Source organism: Rhodoferax potami (genome assembly GCF_032193805.1).
Taxonomy (GTDB): domain Bacteria; phylum Pseudomonadota; class Gammaproteobacteria; order Burkholderiales; family Burkholderiaceae_C; genus Allorhodoferax; species Allorhodoferax potami_A.
Map to the genome: position 1 here is coordinate 2,620,785 of NZ_JAVBIK010000001.1, position 15,807 is coordinate 2,636,591.

Annotated in this window: 14 protein-coding genes and 3 pseudogenes; 10 read left to right on the top strand and 7 right to left on the bottom strand. The window is 60.3% G+C overall.

The window, feature by feature from the left end:
• Positions 1-13 precede the first annotated feature (13 nt).
• The gene (locus RAE19_RS12615) at positions 14-766 is read left to right on the top strand and encodes a dienelactone hydrolase family protein (RefSeq protein ID WP_313875217.1); all 753 of its coding nucleotides are present in this window, start codon (positions 14-16) and stop codon (positions 764-766) included.
• Positions 767-774: 8 nt separating this feature from the next.
• On the opposite strand, the gene RAE19_RS12620 is transcribed toward RAE19_RS12615, so the two are convergent.
• Positions 775-1,299, bottom strand: coding sequence for a Rossmann fold nucleotide-binding protein (locus RAE19_RS12620; protein ID WP_313875218.1), 525 nt, complete (start codon positions 1,297-1,299; stop codon positions 775-777).
• A 143-nt stretch (positions 1,300-1,442) separates the two neighbouring features.
• On the opposite strand from RAE19_RS12620, the gene RAE19_RS12625 reads away from it, so the two are divergent.
• Positions 1,443-4,886, top strand: coding sequence for an error-prone DNA polymerase (locus tag RAE19_RS12625; RefSeq protein WP_313875219.1), 3,444 nt, complete (start codon positions 1,443-1,445; stop codon positions 4,884-4,886).
• A 25-nt stretch (positions 4,887-4,911) separates the two neighbouring features.
• Positions 4,912-5,342 (top strand): annotated as a pseudogene (locus RAE19_RS12630) (transposase zinc-binding domain-containing protein); the annotation flags it as partial.
• Here RAE19_RS12630 and RAE19_RS12635 read toward each other — a convergent pair.
• Both RAE19_RS12635 and RAE19_RS12640 read right to left on the bottom strand, forming a co-directional pair.
• Complete coding sequence (locus tag RAE19_RS12635) at positions 5,337-5,477, bottom strand: hypothetical protein (protein WP_313876284.1); 141 nt, start codon at positions 5,475-5,477, stop codon at positions 5,337-5,339. The pseudogene RAE19_RS12630 and the gene RAE19_RS12635 overlap by 6 nt on opposite strands.
• Positions 5,478-5,585: 108 nt before the next feature.
• Positions 5,586-6,125: an FxDxF family PEP-CTERM protein gene (locus tag RAE19_RS12640; RefSeq protein WP_313875220.1), complete on the bottom strand. Its 540-nt coding sequence runs from the start codon at positions 6,123-6,125 to the stop codon at positions 5,586-5,588.
• Between the two features lie 323 nt (positions 6,126-6,448).
• Here RAE19_RS12640 and RAE19_RS12645 point away from each other — a divergent pair, with 323 nt between their 5' ends.
• The 3 genes from RAE19_RS12645 (at position 6,449) to RAE19_RS12655 (ending at position 8,546) form a co-directional block, all read left to right on the top strand.
• Positions 6,449-7,069 carry a hypothetical protein gene (locus RAE19_RS12645; RefSeq protein ID WP_313875221.1) on the top strand — a complete coding sequence of 207 codons (621 nt, stop codon included), beginning with the start codon at positions 6,449-6,451 and terminating at the stop codon, positions 7,067-7,069.
• A 106-nt stretch (positions 7,070-7,175) separates the two neighbouring features.
• Entirely contained in the window at positions 7,176-7,598 is a 423-nt protein-coding gene (locus RAE19_RS12650; protein WP_313875222.1) for a universal stress protein, read from the top strand.
• 186 nt (positions 7,599-7,784) lie between these two features.
• A complete protein-coding gene (locus RAE19_RS12655) occupies positions 7,785-8,546 on the top strand; it encodes an alpha/beta hydrolase (RefSeq protein ID WP_313875223.1) in 762 nt (253 codons plus the stop codon).
• On the opposite strand, the gene RAE19_RS12660 is transcribed toward RAE19_RS12655, so the two are convergent.
• Complete coding sequence (locus RAE19_RS12660) at positions 8,543-9,184, bottom strand: hypothetical protein (protein WP_313875224.1); 642 nt, start codon at positions 9,182-9,184, stop codon at positions 8,543-8,545. The two genes, RAE19_RS12655 and RAE19_RS12660, sit on opposite strands and share 4 nt — an antisense overlap.
• Positions 9,185-9,482: 298 nt before the next feature.
• On the opposite strand from RAE19_RS12660, the pseudogene RAE19_RS12665 reads away from it, so the two are divergent.
• Positions 9,483-9,980 (top strand): annotated as a pseudogene (locus RAE19_RS12665) (FxDxF family PEP-CTERM protein); the annotation flags it as partial.
• A gap of 76 nt (positions 9,981-10,056) precedes the next feature.
• On the opposite strand, the pseudogene RAE19_RS19450 reads toward RAE19_RS12665, so the two are convergent.
• A pseudogene (locus RAE19_RS19450) lies at positions 10,057-10,155 on the bottom strand (PEP-CTERM sorting domain-containing protein); the annotation flags it as partial.
• A gap of 1,130 nt (positions 10,156-11,285) precedes the next feature.
• Between RAE19_RS19450 and RAE19_RS12675 the strand changes: the two are divergent.
• Positions 11,286-12,245, top strand: coding sequence for a chemotaxis protein CheX (locus RAE19_RS12675; protein ID WP_313875227.1), 960 nt, complete (start codon positions 11,286-11,288; stop codon positions 12,243-12,245).
• Positions 12,246-12,290: 45 nt separating this feature from the next.
• Positions 12,291-12,662 (top strand): response regulator, encoded by a 372-nt coding sequence (locus RAE19_RS12680; protein ID WP_313875228.1) that lies wholly within the window; start codon positions 12,291-12,293, stop codon positions 12,660-12,662.
• Positions 12,663-12,669: 7 nt separating this feature from the next.
• Here the strand turns inward: RAE19_RS12680 and RAE19_RS12685 are convergent, their stop codons facing one another.
• Positions 12,670-14,040, bottom strand: a complete 1,371-nt coding sequence (locus tag RAE19_RS12685) for a PTS transporter subunit IIC (protein ID WP_313875229.1) — start codon at positions 14,038-14,040, stop codon at positions 12,670-12,672.
• 135 nt (positions 14,041-14,175) lie between these two features.
• Complete coding sequence (locus RAE19_RS12690) at positions 14,176-14,370, bottom strand: hypothetical protein (RefSeq protein ID WP_313875230.1); 195 nt, start codon at positions 14,368-14,370, stop codon at positions 14,176-14,178.
• A gap of 253 nt (positions 14,371-14,623) precedes the next feature.
• On the opposite strand from RAE19_RS12690, the gene RAE19_RS12695 reads away from it, so the two are divergent.
• Complete coding sequence (locus RAE19_RS12695; RefSeq protein ID WP_313875231.1) at positions 14,624-15,790, top strand: MFS transporter; 1,167 nt, start codon at positions 14,624-14,626, stop codon at positions 15,788-15,790.
• Positions 15,791-15,807: the final 17 nt, after the last annotated feature.

Sequence of the window (15,807 nt, forward strand, 5' to 3'; positions counted from 1 at the left end):
CGGAGTTATTGCTGTGCAAATCCAGTCCCATGAAGTCGACCTCTCCACCCCCACCGGCGTGATGCGCTGCTATGTGTACCGCCCCAAGGAGGCTGAGGGCGCAGCGCCCAAGCAGTACGCGGCCATCATTCTCTATTCCGAGATTTTTCAGCAGACCGGCCCCATTCGCCGCAGCGCGCAGATCATGGCCGGGCACGGCTTTGTGGTGGTGGTGCCCGAGGTGTTTCATGAGCTCAACCCCATCGGCACCGTGCTGGGCTATGACGACGCAGGGCGCGACAAGGGCAACGCCGACAAAGTAGCCAAGACACTGGAAGCGCACGACGGTGATGCGCAAGCCATCATCGACCACCTGCAGACGCTGCCGTATTGCTCGGGTCGCGTGGGCGCCATGGGCTTTTGCTTAGGGGGCGGCCTGGCCTATCGCGCGGCTATGCACCCGGCCATCAGCGCCACGTCCTGCTTTTATGCCACCGACATCCATTCCGGCATGGTGCCCTCCAGCGCAGGCAATGACAGCCTGACCCGCACGCCCGAAATCAAAGGTGAGCTGCAAATGATCTGGGGCAAGCAAGACCCCCACATCCCGCCCGAAGGCCGTGCGCTGGTCTACAGCACTTTGGTGAAAGCCGGTGTGAACTTCACATGGCACGAGTTCAACGGCGTGCACGCCTTCATGCGAGACGAAGGCGAGCGCTATGACGCGGAGCTGCAGCTGCTGGGTTACCAGATGGCGATTGGCATGTTCAGGCGGGTGCTGTACTAAGCGGGGAATCAGGCAGAAGGGATGAGCTTCAACCCGCGCAGTTGCTGCTCCAGTTCCGCCATGCTGCCCCACGGCAAGATGGGGGAGTTCTGACGCTCATCCGGTGGATTGGCGGGCAAGGACTCTGACCATCCACCGCAGCCCATCAAGGGCAGAAGCGGCCTCTTGTGCAGCCAGGCCAGGCAGACTTCAGAGATCGTGCCGGCACGGCCGCCGATGACCAGACAGGCATCGCCCGCCAGCGCCATGAGGAGGTTTCGCGCATCCCCCATGCCGCACGGCACGACGACTGTCGCTGGCCAGTCGGGTGGCGGCATTTCGTCGGGCGGCACGATGCTGAGCACAAGCCCTCCCGCGGCGATGGCGCGTTCAGCTGCCACACGGGTAGCAGGGCTGCCGCAGCCGCTGACCAGCGTAATACCGTGACGCGCCAGCAGGGCACCGGCCTGGCCGGCTAGCTCATAAGCGGCGGAGCCGGGTTCGGCACTACCGAGAATGCAGACTTGTGGTTTGCGGATGGACGTGGTTTGCAATCGGAACTCCTTGAGAGTGAGGTGCGTTGCTTGTTTCGCAGCGTCACCTAACCATTATGTAAGTGCAGTGCCTGGGTGCATGGCTGACGTCTGCTTTGCAGAATTTGTATCTCTTTTATATACTGTATTTTTGTACAGTTTAAATGCTAGCCCCCAAGCCCAAAAAGCCCCAGCCGCCGGTAGCCGCCCCAGCGCCCGCCTACGCCGAGCTGCATTGCCTGTCCAATTTCAGCTTCCAGCGCGGTGCCTCGCAGCCGGAAGAGTTGGTGGAGCGGGCGCACCGGCTCGGGTATGCGGCGCTGGCCATCACGGACGAGTGTTCGGTGGCAGGGGTGGTACGTGCGCATGGCGAGGCGCAGCGCTTGGGGCTGCAGCTGCTGCCGGGGGCAGAGTTTGCGGTGCCTTACCCGGCTGCGCCGGGTGGTGTGGCCGCGGGCGCCAGCTTCACCGTGGTGGTGTTGCCGCACAACCTGCAGGGCTGGGGCAACCTGTGCGAGTTCATCACCCGCGCGCGCAGGGCGGCGCCCAAGGGCGACTACCGGGTCGCCTGGTTGGGGCAGCCGGATGCCTCGCCCTGGCACACGCTGCGGCATTGCGAGGTGCTGCTGCATCTGCCCCTTGCTATCAAAACAGAAGCTGCTTGCGCAATAGCGATGAGCGCTAGAGGCCTTTTTGGTACTCATTGTTGGTTGGCGGTCACTGCGGATCTGGGCGGCATGCAGGCTTTGGAGCGGTCACATTGGCAGCAGATTGCGGCGGTGAGCGGGCTGGCCCCTATTGCCACCGGGCAGGTGCGCATGCACACCCGCTCGCGTAAGCCGCTGCACGATGTGCTGACCGCCGTGCGCTGCGGCCTGCCGGTGGCGCAGTGCGGCTTTGCGCTGCAGGCCAATGCCGAGCACCACCTGCGCAGTCGTGCCCGGCTAGCGGCCTTGTTCACGCCCGACGAGTTGGCTCACACGCTAGTGGTGGCGGGGCGCTGCAGCTTCACGCTGGATGCGCTGCGCTACCAGTACCCCATGGAGGCGGTGCTGCCCGGCCACACCCCGGCGCAGACCTTGCGCCAATACACCGAAGCCGGCGCCTTGGAGCGTTACCCGGCAGGTATGCCACCCAACGTGCGCACGCAGGTGGAGCATGAGCTGACGCTGATTGCCGACATGAAGTACGAGATGTACTTCCTCACCGTGCACGACCTAGTGCGCTTTGCGCGAGGGCGCGGCATCTTGTGCCAAGGGCGGGGCTCGGCGGCGAACTCGGCGGTCTGCTACTGCCTGGGCGTGACCGAGGTAGACCCCAGCCGCATGAACGTGCTGTTTGAGCGCTTCATCTCCAAGGAGCGCGACGAGCCACCCGATATTGATGTGGACTTTGAGCACCAGCGGCGCGAAGAAGTCATCCAGTACATCTACGCCAAATATGGCCGCGAGCGTGCCGCGATCACCGCTGTGGTGGCCAGCTATCGCCCGCGCAGCGCCTTGCGCGATGTGGGCCGGGCGCTGGAGATTCCCGAGGTGCTGATTACGGCCATGGCCAAGGAACACCCGGGCATGTACAGCCGTGCGGTGTTGGTGGAGCGGCTGCAGGTTGCTATCGAAAAAGTAGCTGCTTGCGCATATTCTGCGGGCACTAGAGGTGGTTTTGATTCAAAAGTGCAGGCTTGTGGTGCGGTAGGACAGAGCCAGAGCGGCAGGGCGCACAGCGCAGGTCAAGGAGGAGCCCGCAACGCGGGCGGGGGACACGGAGCTGGGCGCCCTGCCGCTCTGGCTCCCGCGGGTGGCGCTGCTGAGCATGGCCTGTTGGTGGACGGTTCACCTTTGCCGCCTTTGCGCCGCTTGCAACTCTGGCTGGACCTCGCCACGCAACTGCAAAATTTCCCCCGCCACCTGAGCCAGCACGTGGGCGGCTTTGTGCTCACGCAAGGCCCGTTGACGCGGCTGGTGCCGGTGGAGAACGCGTCCATGCCCGACCGCTCCGTCATTCAGTGGGACAAGGACGACCTGGACGCGGTGGGCCTGTTGAAGGTCGATGTGCTGGCCCTGGGCATGCTCAGCGCCATACGCCGCTGCCTGCACATGATCGGCCAGTGGCGTGGTGCGCCCTTGCGCATGCAGGACGTGCCTGCCGAAGACCCTGCCACCTACGCGATGATCTGCCAGGCCGATACGGTGGGTGTGTTCCAGATCGAAAGCCGGGCGCAGATGAGTATGCTGCCGCGCCTGAAGCCGCAGTGTTTTTACGACCTCGTGGTAGAGGTTGCTATCGTCCGACCAGGGCCGATTCAGGGCGGCATGGTGCACCCCTACCTGAAGGCTCGGGCTAATCCGCAAGCGGTGTCATATGAGTCGCCGGCCCTGAAGGAGGCTTTGAAGCGCACCTTGGGTGTGCCGATTTTTCAGGAGCAGGTGATGCAAATCGCCATGGCGGCTGCCGACTTCACCGCGGGCGAGGCCGACCAGCTGCGCCGCTCCATGGCGGCCTGGAAGCGCAAGGGCGGTGTGGGCAAGTTTTACGAACGGCTGGTGGGTGGCATGCTCAAGAACGGCTACACGCAGGAGTTTGCCGACACACTGTTCAAGCAGATTGAGGGCTTTGGCGAATACGGCTTCCCCGAGAGCCACGCGGCCAGTTTTGCGCTGCTGGTGTATGTGAGCTGCTGGCTCAAGCGGCATGAGCCAGCTTGCTTTCTGGCAGCCATGCTCAACAGCCAGCCGCTGGGCTTTTACGGCCCGGCACAGCTGGTGCAAGACGCCCGCCGCCATGGCGTGGAAGTGCGTGCGGTCGATGTGCTGCACAGCGCATGGGACTGCTCGCTGGAGCAGCCGAAAGTGCAGCACCCCGCTGCAAATGGATGGGCGCTGCAAACCCAACCCGCTATCCGCCTGGGGCTGCGCATGGTCAGCGGTTTACAGCAAGTGGTGGCAGAGCGCATCTGCGCTGCACGCGAAAAAGGTTCGTTCACCAGCACCCAGGATCTAGCTTTGCGCTGCGCCCTCGATGCAGGCGACCTCAAGGCGCTCGCCAGCGCCGATGCCCTCATCAGCCTCAGCGGTCACCGTCGCCAGCAGGTGTGGGACGCCTCCGCCCTGCGCCCCGCGCCCGTACTGCTGCAGGGCGTGCCGATTGAAGAAGATGTGTTGGCGCTGCCCCCGGCCGACGAGGGTGAAGAAGTGACCTTTGACTACGCCGCCACCGGCCTCACTTTGCGCTCCCACCCCTTGCAGCTATTGCGCGAGCAGCTATCAAAACAGAAGCTGCTCACTGCTGCTCAGATGCGCGATTACCCCAGCGGCCGGCTGGTGCGTGCCTGCGGCATCGTCACCGCGCGGCAGCAACCGGGCACCGCCAAAGGCGTGGTGTTTGTCACGCTGGAGGATGAGACGGGCAGCGTGAACGTCATCGTCTGGAAAGCGGTGAAAGAGCAGTTCCGCGACGCGGTTTACCGCGCCCGGCTGATGGCGGTCTACGGCGTGTGGCAGCGCGATGAGGCCACCGGCGGCCAAGTCCGCCATGTGATTGCCAAGCGCGTGGTGGACATGACGCACCTGCTGGGTGAACTGGCCACGACTAGCCGGGACTTTCATTGAGGGTGGGGGAGGGGTACAACGACATATCCACCCCGCAAGTGCCAGTGTCGGCCAGCCTGCGGCGGCTCCGATCAAGCCCAAGCTCTACAACCATCCCCACCCCGAGTGCACGCTGCTCTATCAAAACATGGCCAAGCACTTTGAGACTTGCTTGGAGTTGGCCAGCGCGGGCCAGTTCGACGGCCAAGGCAACCAGCGCACCCCCAAGCCCTACGTGCGCCAAGCATTCCGTAAATATCTGGACTGCGGCATTTTGCCAATGGCTTTGCCCGCGCCCGCTGTGGTGATTGCGGACACGACTACTTTGTCGCTTTCTCCTGCAAGGGCCGGGGAGTCTGCCCCGCGTGCAACACCCGGCGTATGGTGGAGGCGGCGCACCTGACGGATCACATTTTCCCGAGCCTGCCGGTGCGTCAGTGGGTGTTGTCAGTACCGAAGCGACTGCGTTGCTTAATGTAACGTGATGGGCCAGTACTCAATATGGTGCTGCGCCTCTTTGTAGGTCAGTTCGCCTTTTTCTACCTGATCAACCACACTGAGCTTAAAAGCCAGCGTGTAGTCGCGCTGCGTGCGCTTGATGCCTGATTCCATTTGTCTTGCCCTTTCTGAGATGAAAAGGTGTCAACTCATTTCAGGATGGGTCATGGACATAAAAAAAACCCGCTTCCGCGGGCATTTTTTTGCCGGATCGAAACGCGATCAGGCGGCTTGCTTCTGCTTGCGGTGACGGGCAGCAGCACCGAGCAGACCGAGTCCAGCCAGCATCATGGCGTAGGTTTCGGGTTCTGGAACCGGAGCGACATTGACCGAGAACACGACGTCGCCGCCATTGAACGACTGACCCTGCCAGTTGACATACAGGTTGTCGGCATCGAAGCTCAGGGTCGGCGTGCCACCGAGGCCGGTGTTGGAAACCAACGAGAAGGAGGTGAATGCGCCGATCGTCCCACTGATGTCAGTGATGCGGAAGCCGTTGAAGCTACCATTCGAAAAGCCCCCATCCCTCGTGAAGTGGGCGGTGAAACCGTCGTCCGAAATATCAAGCGTGCCGATGCCATCGACCACATTCGCAACTTCGACGCCTGCGCCGACGGCGAAAGTGCCGTTGCTGGCACCGCCATACGGGGTGGACAGATTCGGGTAGAAGTATTGGAACTCAACAGACTGGCCGGTAAATACGCCGGCATTGGCGGTCGATGCAAGGACAGCAAGGGCTGCGGCGATTGCGAGTTTCTTCATGATAGGACTCCCAGAAAAGTGGTTTTTAAATTGATTTTGCTTCGAGGCGCCGCTCGAGCATCCCTTGGTCGTGAACCTTTGGGTAAAGGCAATGTAGCGTAACGAATTGCACTGACCAATAGTCCAATCGGACTTTAGCGAGCAAATGATCTGTCCGGTGCTGTAGCAAGTAACCTGTCCGGTTTTAGGAGGTGCCATTGGAAGCACCGAACCTGAGCCGGGCGCACTTGATACAAGGAACCCGGATCATGCGATTTCAAAAAGTTTATGAAGGCTGGTGCAGCCGCCGTCTCAGTTAATCGGAGGCAGCAGAAATCCTGGGCGTGTGCGAGCGTAGTTTTCGTCGCTACAGCGCAAGCTATGAGGACAGCGAGGGCGACCTCAACAGTTTGGCCGACAGGCGCCTGAGCCAAGCCTCCAAACGCAAAGCAGCAAACACAGAGATAGATGAGCTCATCTCCTTGTACCAGCGCCGCTTTATCGGCTGGAACGTCAAGCACTTCTTCAACCACTACGCCCGCCACCAAGAATCAACGGGCCAGTCCGCGCGAAGCTACACCTGGGTCAAGAGCGCCTTGCAGGGTGCGGGCTTGGTGCCCAAGGTGGCAGGGCGTGGCAAACACCACAAGAAGCGCGACCCCAAACCGCTGGTGGGCATGATGATCCATCAAGATTCCTCCACCCACGCCTGGGTGCCTAGCGCGCACTGGGACTTGGTAGTCACCATGGAGGACGAGACGGGCAGTGTGAATATCTTCGTCTGGAAGGCGGTGAAAGAGCAGTTTCGTGACGCGGTCTACCGCGCCCGGCTGATGGCGGTGAACGGCGTGTCGCAGCGTGACGAGGCTACTGGCGGCCAGGTCCGCCATGTGATTGCCAAGCGGGTGGTGGATATGACGCACCTGCTGGGCGAGCTGGCGACGACTAGCCGGGACTTTCATTAGCAAATTTGATCCAGCGCAATGTGCCACAAGCTACAGGGCCTCTGGTGTACGAATCGCGCCGAAGTCGATAGCCTCGGGCTTTTGTACACCTTGAAAGGCGGCTGAAATGAAGATTCTCCTGGCGGTTGATGGAAGTGCTTACAGCAAGAAAATGTTGGCCTATCTGGTGAATCACGACACCTTGTTCACCCCTTCCAATGAGTACACCGTGCTCACCGTACCGTTTGCAGTACCCCCGAGGGCGCGTGCTGCAGTGGGCAAGGCGATCGTCGAAAAATACTATGCCGACGAGGCAGAGAAGGTTATTGCCCCGATCGACAAGTTCTTGCAACGCCACAACATAAGCGCCAAGAGCGTGTGGAAGGCGGGTTCGCCGGGCGAGGTGATTTCCAAGATCGCAACCGAGGGCAAATATGACCTCGTCATCATGGGTTCTCACGGCAATGGCGCGGTTGCCAGTTTGGTGATGGGTTCTGTCGCCACCCAGGTGCTGGCGCATTGCAAAGTGCCTGTGTTGTTGGTGCGCTGATACCGTCAAGCGGAAGCCGAATCCGGGGCTGAATCCAAAAGCCATTGGCGTGCGTATCCGGTGGATGAACCACCGGATCAGCCTCTTCTTTGCACTCTTGACCACCCTGGCGAACCCCGCAGCCCTGGCTGCCGGCTTTCGCCCGTGGATGTGTTGAATTTTTTAACCCCCTCACGGACCCACACCTTGCACGAGGGCGTGACTTACGGCCCATTGCACCGCCAACGCCTTGATGTGTATGTGCCACGCGCCGCACAGCCGCCCAAGGGGTGGCCTGTGGTTGTGTTCTATTACGGTGGCTCATGGAACCGCGGCGAGCGGGCGCAGTACCGATTTGTGGGGGAGGCGCTGGCCTCGCGCGGAATACTCACTCTGGTGGCCGACTACCGGCTGTACCCCGAGGTGCGCTACCCCGATTTTTTGCGGGACAGCGCGGCCGCCTTGTCATACGGGTTGGACCATGCCGCTGACTGGGGCGGCAACCCGGACAAGGTGTATGTGATGGGGCACAGTGCGGGCGCCTACAACGCCGCCATGATGGCGTTGGATCCCCGTTGGTTGGCAGCCCACGGGCGCTCACCCCAGCAATTGGCCGGCTGGATTGGCCTGGCCGGCCCGTATGACTTTTTGCCCCTGACCAATGTAGACGCGATGCCGGTGTTCCACCACCCGAACTACCCCGCGAACTCCCAGCCACTCGACCATGTACAGCCGGGCGCCCCTCGTGCCTTGCTGCTGGCCGCCCTGGAGGACGATTTGGTCAATCCCCAGCGCAATACCGCAGGTATTGCCGAGCGCCTGGGCGCTGCTCAGGTGCCAGTGCTGGTAAAAATGCACACCCGGGTGAACCACATCACGCTGGTGGCTGCTTTGTCACGCCCCTTGCGGTGGATGGCGCCGGTGCTGAACGATGTGGTGCAGTTCATTCAGGGGCCGGCCAGCCCTTAAAACTTGTGGCGGTAGCCAAAGCTCAGAAAGTCTTCGCCGTTGGCCCCGTAATTGTTGAGCAGGTCGTAAATCGCACAACGGTGGTGCAAGCGCACAAAAAACTCATGTGCGGTAGCCTTCGGGCTCGAGAAAGCCGCCTCTACAAACAAGTAGTTCAGGGTGCGGCTGCCGCGCCCGTCCGGCCCCGTCTCCATGGGGCCGACCCGGCTGGTGTACGACACGCCCAGGGGCGCCAGCCGGATGTCGGTGCGCAAAACATCCCGCCATGGAAAGCCACTCCAGCGCAAAGCGGGTGCAAAGGCAACCTCTGTCAGGTTGGCCAAGCCGCTTTGCTGGCCCGCCATCGCATCCAACTCGATAGCGATAGGCCACTCTTTGTGGCGCCATACGGTTTTGGTGCCGGTGACAGCGAGCATGTAATGCTCGGCGTAATTTGCGCGACCTGCCAAAGCACCTGCAGGCTCCGCGTCGTGGTATTTGCCAACATACGTGCCGATGCTCCAGTCGAACTCGTCAGCGTTTGCCGGGCTGATAGCCCCCACGCCGACAGCCAAGCTCCACATGAGCCAAGCGGCGGCGTGCTTAGCCCGCCTGAAGTGGGGCAGCCTTGTGGGAACAGGCAGGTGGAGGCGTGGCATGGGCTAGAAACTCGAAGGATTGGTTGGGCAGCTGCGAATGGTAGCCACCGCTCCCAGATTGCCGCAAGCACGACCGAAAATCCCTGAGAACGCAAAGTCTTCAGCAAGAGCCCGTGTGCTTCTAGCCCCGGGCATAGCCCGAATGGATAGCCACTGCGTACGGTGGCGCACCGAGTGGAATCGGCCCACGCAAAACAATGGCTTTGAGCGCTCAGGATGTCATCTTGATGCAGGCTCAACCAACCTATGCACGGGAGCTCCCATGAAACTAAAAGCCCTTTCCATTGCCACTTTGCTGTGCCTGTCTGCTGGCGCACAAGCTGGAACCATGAGTGTGTTTTTGAACGAAACTGCACCAGGCTACTGGCAAGCGGACTATGACTCCGACTTCCTCACCGGCCCCCTGCTGGGTGGCGCGGCCAATGTGGCCGGCACCGATACCATCACCTTTCAAAGCGCCAGTGGTCCCTGGGCAGAGGGCGCGTACTATGTAGAGCTGAACTTCATGGAACAGGCCAGCGGCAACGTTGGGACCCGTGACCCGATCACCGTCACATCCGCCACGCTGAACCAGATCCCGATCAGCTACATGGCCACGCGCTCTTTTGATATTGATGGCACCACCAACCCCACCTTTGTATTCAAGGTGAATGGTTACAGCAATATTGCCAGTACCGGTTATCACGGCTCCATTTCGGTGACAGCGGTTCCCGAGCCTGAGACCTACGCCATGTTGCTGGCCGGTTTGGGGCTGATGGGCGCCATTGCCCGCCGCCGCAAGGATAAGGCTGCCTGATCAAAGCCCCACAGGCCGGCGCATGCCGGTCTGTGGTCGGGGCGATCGCTGGAGCTACAACCCCCAATGGATGTACTTAGGCTTGCGTTTTTTTGCGGCGTGCCGCAGCGCCGAGCAAACCGAGCCCAGCCAACAGCATGGCGTAGGTTTCCGGTTCCGGTACGGCTGGGATCACAGGTGCACCACCCACGCCGGAGAATCCGAAAATGTAGGTAGCCGGGCTACCTGTCATTTCACCGCCCGAACTTGACTGGCCCAAAGAAAAAACCTCAGCACCCACAGTGCCCAGCGCGCTCAAAGCGGAGGCTTCTGAAGCTGTTGCGCCGTAAAAAATGTTGAAGGTCTTAGATTCGCCGGCTGCCAACGAGCCAAATCCGAAAGTAAAAAACGCGCCGTGGTCATTTGGGCCGGAATCTACAAAACTGACGTTGCGCGTACCGGAAGCGATATCACTTGGATTTTCCAAAGGGTTGGGTGTGCCAAAACCGTTGTCATTAGAAAAGATCAGGTTGCTGGATGTACCACGGTTGATGGTCACATACTCGCTGAAAGTGGTCGGAGGAATATCCCAATCCATCGAGCGCGAGTAGCGAACGTCCGACACTGTGGATCCGCCAGTGTTGGTGAGTGTGACGGTATTTTTGAACAAACCGGCGCTGGCAGAAGGCGCATAGGCTTGGGTCACGCTCAGGCTCGACCCCACAAGTACTGATGACACCGCAGTTGACGCTGTAGACGAGAAGCTCAATGCGGTCACATTGATGTCGCCGCCATTTTCGTTGCCGGAGTGGCCAAATACTGAGTCGTACGAGGCACCCCATCCCTCGCACAGGCAACCCGGCATGATGGCGTCGCCCACGCCGGCAAACGAAATACCTACCCCGTTGCCTCCTAGGGCTCCCAAGCTCTGCACACCAATTCGGACATCACCGAAGGTCAATGTGGCGTTGGCAGAGGCCTGTTGTGCGAATGACATGAGCGCCATGCTGGCAATAAGTGCGGATTTTTTAAAACTGACCATAAGACTCCCCTTGGTTGAAATGATTGGGCTACTAAGAAAGGCCCCAGAGGATCTTAGGGACCTGAGGTCTGATGCGCATTAGTCTCTTCAGACTAAGAACTGACCCTAGGCTCTCTCTGATTAGCTGCACGACGGCGTTTTGTGTAACTTCTTGCAACACGCCCGCTCTTGATGTACTTTTTCACTGCATTGCCCACAGTGCGGAGTCAGGTTTTTTTGACCCAAATAGCCTGAGCGACGGTGTAGGATGAAGTGCCGATAAAGCCCAAGCCAGAGTCCTATCCATGACAGAAACTACCCACCTGGAAGCCAAAGTACTGTTGCTGGAGCACGATGCCCACCAGTGCAAGTTGCTCTCTGATTTTTGCGATTCTGTAGGCTTGCTCCCCTTGCTGCGCACCTCCCATGACTCCTTGGGCTGCCTCGAACAAAACAAAGACTTGGCGGGTGTGCTGCTGGCAGAGGACTTGCCTTGCGGCACCCATGATGCGCTGCATCTTGCAGAGTCGATCCACCGCTTGCGCCCCGAGCTCCCGATTTTCTTGCGCAGGACCACCACCGGCGACTTGAACGCGCTGTACCGGGAGTTCATCCGGTACCCCTGGGCTACGGGGGAGATCGAGCAGTTGCGCCTCGGCGTCGAGCGCTCCATCTTTAGCCTCCGCTACCCTACGGCGTTGGTGGAGGGGATTGTGGATCTGACCTTGTCTTCCATGCGCTCCATGTTTCCTAACGCGACCGTGACGGCCGAGCCCCCGTATGTGGTGCACGACCGCATCATCCATGGCGAGGTCTCTACGATCATCCCGCTGGAGAGCTCATGGTGTCGCGGGTACATGATGCTGCAGACCGAAGAGAGCGCTCTGCGGCAGGGCATGCTCAAAGGCTTTAGTTATGACGGCGTGGGCGGTGAGCTCAACTTCCGGGATCTCAACAACATGTTGGGTGAGACCACCAACCTGATCTGGGGTGCGTTCAAGAACCGCTACATTGCCCCCATCAGCGTCTCGACCCAGTTGGCCCAAGTGCCGATCGTGATCAATCACGCCCACAAATACATCTCTTTCGGCTCACCCGATCCTCAGCTCTGTGTGCGTTACTCGCTCTGCGAGAGCACCCGCCGGGGCGGCCAGCCGCTGGTGATCGTGCAGCGGTTTATATTCAACCTCCATTGGTCACCGGAGCAATTTGCGGAATATGCAGCCTCCAACTCCAGCGAGGCGGGTGAACTTGATTTGTTTTAAATGGCGCCAAGCGCCACTGACAGTGCGGACAGGAAGTAGGTAGAGATGGCGAATGTTTTGGTAGTGGACGACTCCAGCACGATGCGGGAGATCGTCTCCAGCTACTTACAGCAACACGGATTCGAGGTCACACTGGCCACCGACGGGCGCGATGGGCTCTTGCAGCTAAAAGCAGACCCCGGCATCAAACTGGTCATCAGCGATGTGAACATGCCCAATATGGATGGCTTGGCCATGGCAGAAAAAATCCGGACCGAGCAAGGCAACAAGCAGGTGCACATCATCATGCTGACCACCGAGGACAACCCCGTGATGCGCGCGCGCGGCCGCGCCATTGGCGTGACCGGCTGGATCGTCAAACCCTTCCGCGGCGACGCGGTGCTCGGGCCCTTCAAGAAGTTTTGCGGCTTGGTGTGACCCGGTTTCAGGCTGCTACCAGCTTTTGGTAGCGCCGGTGGGTAAACCAGACTGCGGCACCCAAGGCCAAAGTGGCAGGTAGTGTCCACCAGGCGCCGTGGAGAGCCTCCAGCATCAAGAAGCGGATTTGGTGCCCGCCATCAGTGAACGACGTAATTTGACCCAGACCTGTGGCATCAAAAGAAGGTGTGCCTTTGGCCAGCTCTGTGTAAAGCGGCGCCATTTTGGATGAAATCAGGAGAAAGCTCACCACTACCGGGATACCTGCCAATACTGCGCGGATCACATTACCCCTGAACACCAGCACGGACATGGACATCACCGAGATGAGGTTGGACAGGTCCCCCAGCGGCAGAACCTGATTGCCCGGTAACACCAGTGCAATCACGATCGCCAGTGCCATCAGCAACAGCCCGGTGATAACGACTGATTTGTGGTGCATGAGAAACCCCGTATCCATGGCCACGACCAATTGACCACGCGATGGAAAACGCCTCTCCACCTGTTCCCGCAGCGCGGTCGTGATCGGGATCATGGCCTCGCCAATCAGACCCGCGCTCTTGGGCAATATGAACATCACAGCAGCAATGTGGACTGCCAGTTCCAGGGTATTTTTCACGTCATAGCCAGCGGCTAGGGCTAATGCAAGGCCCATCAGCAGCCCGATCATCATCGGTTCACCCGCAAACGCAAGGAAAACACTACCTTGCCCGTCGCGGGCAGCCTGGTGTTCTTTCTGCGGGTTATAGGTCCAGCGCTTGAGTCCGGGGACCTTATTCATCACAGCATCTGCACAAGCGAAATAGGGCAACAAGCCATTCACCGACACGGGCGACACCGCAATACCTTTGAGCCCGGTTTCGCGTTCAACCTCAGGTGCGTTCCATTCGGTCATTTTGAAGCAGTACACCGCCAGTGCCAGCGTTGCCGCAAGCCCTACCCACCACTGGTTGCTCACTGTCATGGCCAAGGCACCCATCAGTGCGAAGTGCCAGTAATTCCAGATGTCGATATAGATCGCCCGTGTCCAGCCCAAGCCCAGCATGGCGATATTGAGCGACAGCACGACCGGGATAGAAATAGCCGCCAAGGGAGATGCCCATGTGATCGCGGCCAAGGGTAACCAGCCGACGTCCAGCACTTGAAAATCAAGTCCGCGCGCTTGGGACAGTTGCTGTACGGCTGGGCTGATGTTGGCCACAAAAAAGTTAAAAGCAATAAACACCCCCGCAAAACCCGCAGCGAGGCTGACGGTGCTGAGCACCGCCCGCCGTGCGGGTACTCGCGCTACAAGCGCAATGACCAGCATCAGGATGGGCAGCATCACATACGCTTTGAAGCTGAAAAACGCGGCAATAGATGTTTGCAGGGTAGTCATGAGACGAGGGTAAAGAGCCGCCATCTGCTTTGGATGGGCAAGCAAAAATAAAGGATAAAACGACGATTTGCGATAGAACACCGCGCTGATTGCCTTAGCGCTATTGAGCCAGACGATAGCGCAATCCGGTTTCAGTCAAAAGGTGAAATTGTTGTGGGAGAGTTTGCGCCCAATTTCTGGGGCAAGTGGTTCTGTGGCTTGTCTGCCATCGGCATTGTGCGCGCCGATACGGCCTTTGTGCGTATCGACAACTGCCTTGCGAATTGGTAAGCCAATGGCCATACCGAGCATGAATAATTCGCTGCGGCAGCGGGTGAGTTTTTCAAGCAACGTACCCGCAGCTTCAAGGTGCTTACAGTCGCGATAACTGGGATCCCCACCAATGGGTTGTGGGGCAGAGTGCTGTCCCCGTGCTTGACGACGTTTTCCAGCTGATGGACAAACACCCTTTTCACTAGCCCGACATCAAATGTCACCACGGGAATCTCATGCCACATACGCGGGCCTCTGTTCACTGCGCACGAGGCGTGTCGCCCCAGGGGCTCTTGCTAGACTCGCGGCCCGGTTTTTATTCTTTGCCTTCATGTCTTCTACACCGCCCAAACATGCCTACGACTGGCGCACCATTACCGCGCTGAACGCGGTGTCTACCCTGGCCCAGATCGGTCAGTTCGGCATCATCTTTGTCATCGTGCCGGTGTGGCTGGCTCTGCAGGGCCTGAGTGCTGCGCAGCTTGGTTTTTTTGCGGCTTCGTTGTGGATGGGGCAAATGCCCGGCCTGGGCTTGGCGCCTTGGCTGTGCCGCCACTGGGGCGCACGCACCGTGGTGGTGGTGGGGCTGGCCTGCTCGGTGCTGGCGCTGCTGGGCATTGCATGGGTGCCTATGGCGGTTTTGCCGTGGCCCGCGTATTTGGCTTGCGGCCTGCTGGCCGGCCTGGGCATGGGCCTGCGCTGGGTGGGGCTGGAGCCCTGGCTCTACAACATTGCCCCCGCCCACGCGCGCGGGCGTCTGGTGGGTTTTCATGAAACGCTGATTGCCGCCGCCCCCGTGGTGGCCCCGGCCATTGCCGCTTGGGTGGGCGTGCAGGGCCACACCATTTTGTGGGTGGGCGTGGGCTTTACCGTGTCAGCCCTGGTGCCGTTGGCATTTGCCCGCACACCGCCGGTGGAGGAGGCACACCGCGTCAACAGTTGGCGCCAGTCCGCCCAAGCGGCGTGGCCGCACCGCATCTTCCGGCAGGGGCTGCTGATCGCGCTGTGCGGCGGCATGCTGGAGTCGGCGCTGGCCGGTTTGTTTGCCGTGTTCGCCGGCGACCGCGGGTTTGAGGCCGAAGGCATCGCCCATTTGCTCACGGCCTTCGGGCTGGGTGGCCTGCTGCTGCAATACCCCGTAGGCTGGATGGCCGACCACTGGGGCCTGCGCGCCGCCGGCGCACTGGCCGCGCTGGGCACCGCCTTGGCCGCGGCATTGCTGGCCTGCGTGCCCGGTGTGACTGTGGCGTTTGCCACCATGTTTGTGCTGGGCGGGCTGATCACCGCCTTCCTCACCCTGGCACTCATTGCCGCCACCAAGACCCCCACACCTGACATGGCCTGGAACGTCAGCAGCCTATCGATGGCCTATTCGCTCAGCGCCGTCGTCGGCCCGGTGGTGGCAGGTGGCGCCATGACCGCGACCAGCAGCGTGGCGCTGATGTGGTTTGCGGTGGCGGTGGGTGTGGTGATGATCGGGTTGCTATTGAAAAGATAGCTGGTTGCGCATGCTCT

Excerpts from the sequence above, each read along its gene's own strand:
- RAE19_RS12650 (WP_313875222.1), top strand. The coding sequence starts at position 7,176 with ATGAAGATTCTCCTGGCGGTTGATGGAAGTGCTTACAGCAAGAAAATG.
- RAE19_RS12695 (WP_313875231.1), top strand. The coding sequence starts at position 14,624 with ATGTCTTCTACACCGCCCAAACATGCCTACGACTGGCGCACCATTACC.
- RAE19_RS12675 (WP_313875227.1), top strand. The coding sequence starts at position 11,286 with ATGACAGAAACTACCCACCTGGAAGCCAAAGTACTGTTGCTGGAGCAC.
- RAE19_RS12685 (WP_313875229.1), bottom strand. The coding sequence starts at position 14,040 with ATGACTACCCTGCAAACATCTATTGCCGCGTTTTTCAGCTTCAAAGCG.
- RAE19_RS12660 (WP_313875224.1), bottom strand. The coding sequence starts at position 9,184 with ATGCCACGCCTCCACCTGCCTGTTCCCACAAGGCTGCCCCACTTCAGG.
- RAE19_RS12680 (WP_313875228.1), top strand. The coding sequence starts at position 12,291 with ATGGCGAATGTTTTGGTAGTGGACGACTCCAGCACGATGCGGGAGATC.
- RAE19_RS12625 (WP_313875219.1), top strand. The coding sequence starts at position 1,443 with ATGCTAGCCCCCAAGCCCAAAAAGCCCCAGCCGCCGGTAGCCGCCCCA.
- RAE19_RS12640 (WP_313875220.1), bottom strand. The coding sequence starts at position 6,125 with ATGAAGAAACTCGCAATCGCCGCAGCCCTTGCTGTCCTTGCATCGACC.
- RAE19_RS12635 (WP_313876284.1), bottom strand. The coding sequence starts at position 5,477 with ATGGAATCAGGCATCAAGCGCACGCAGCGCGACTACACGCTGGCTTTT.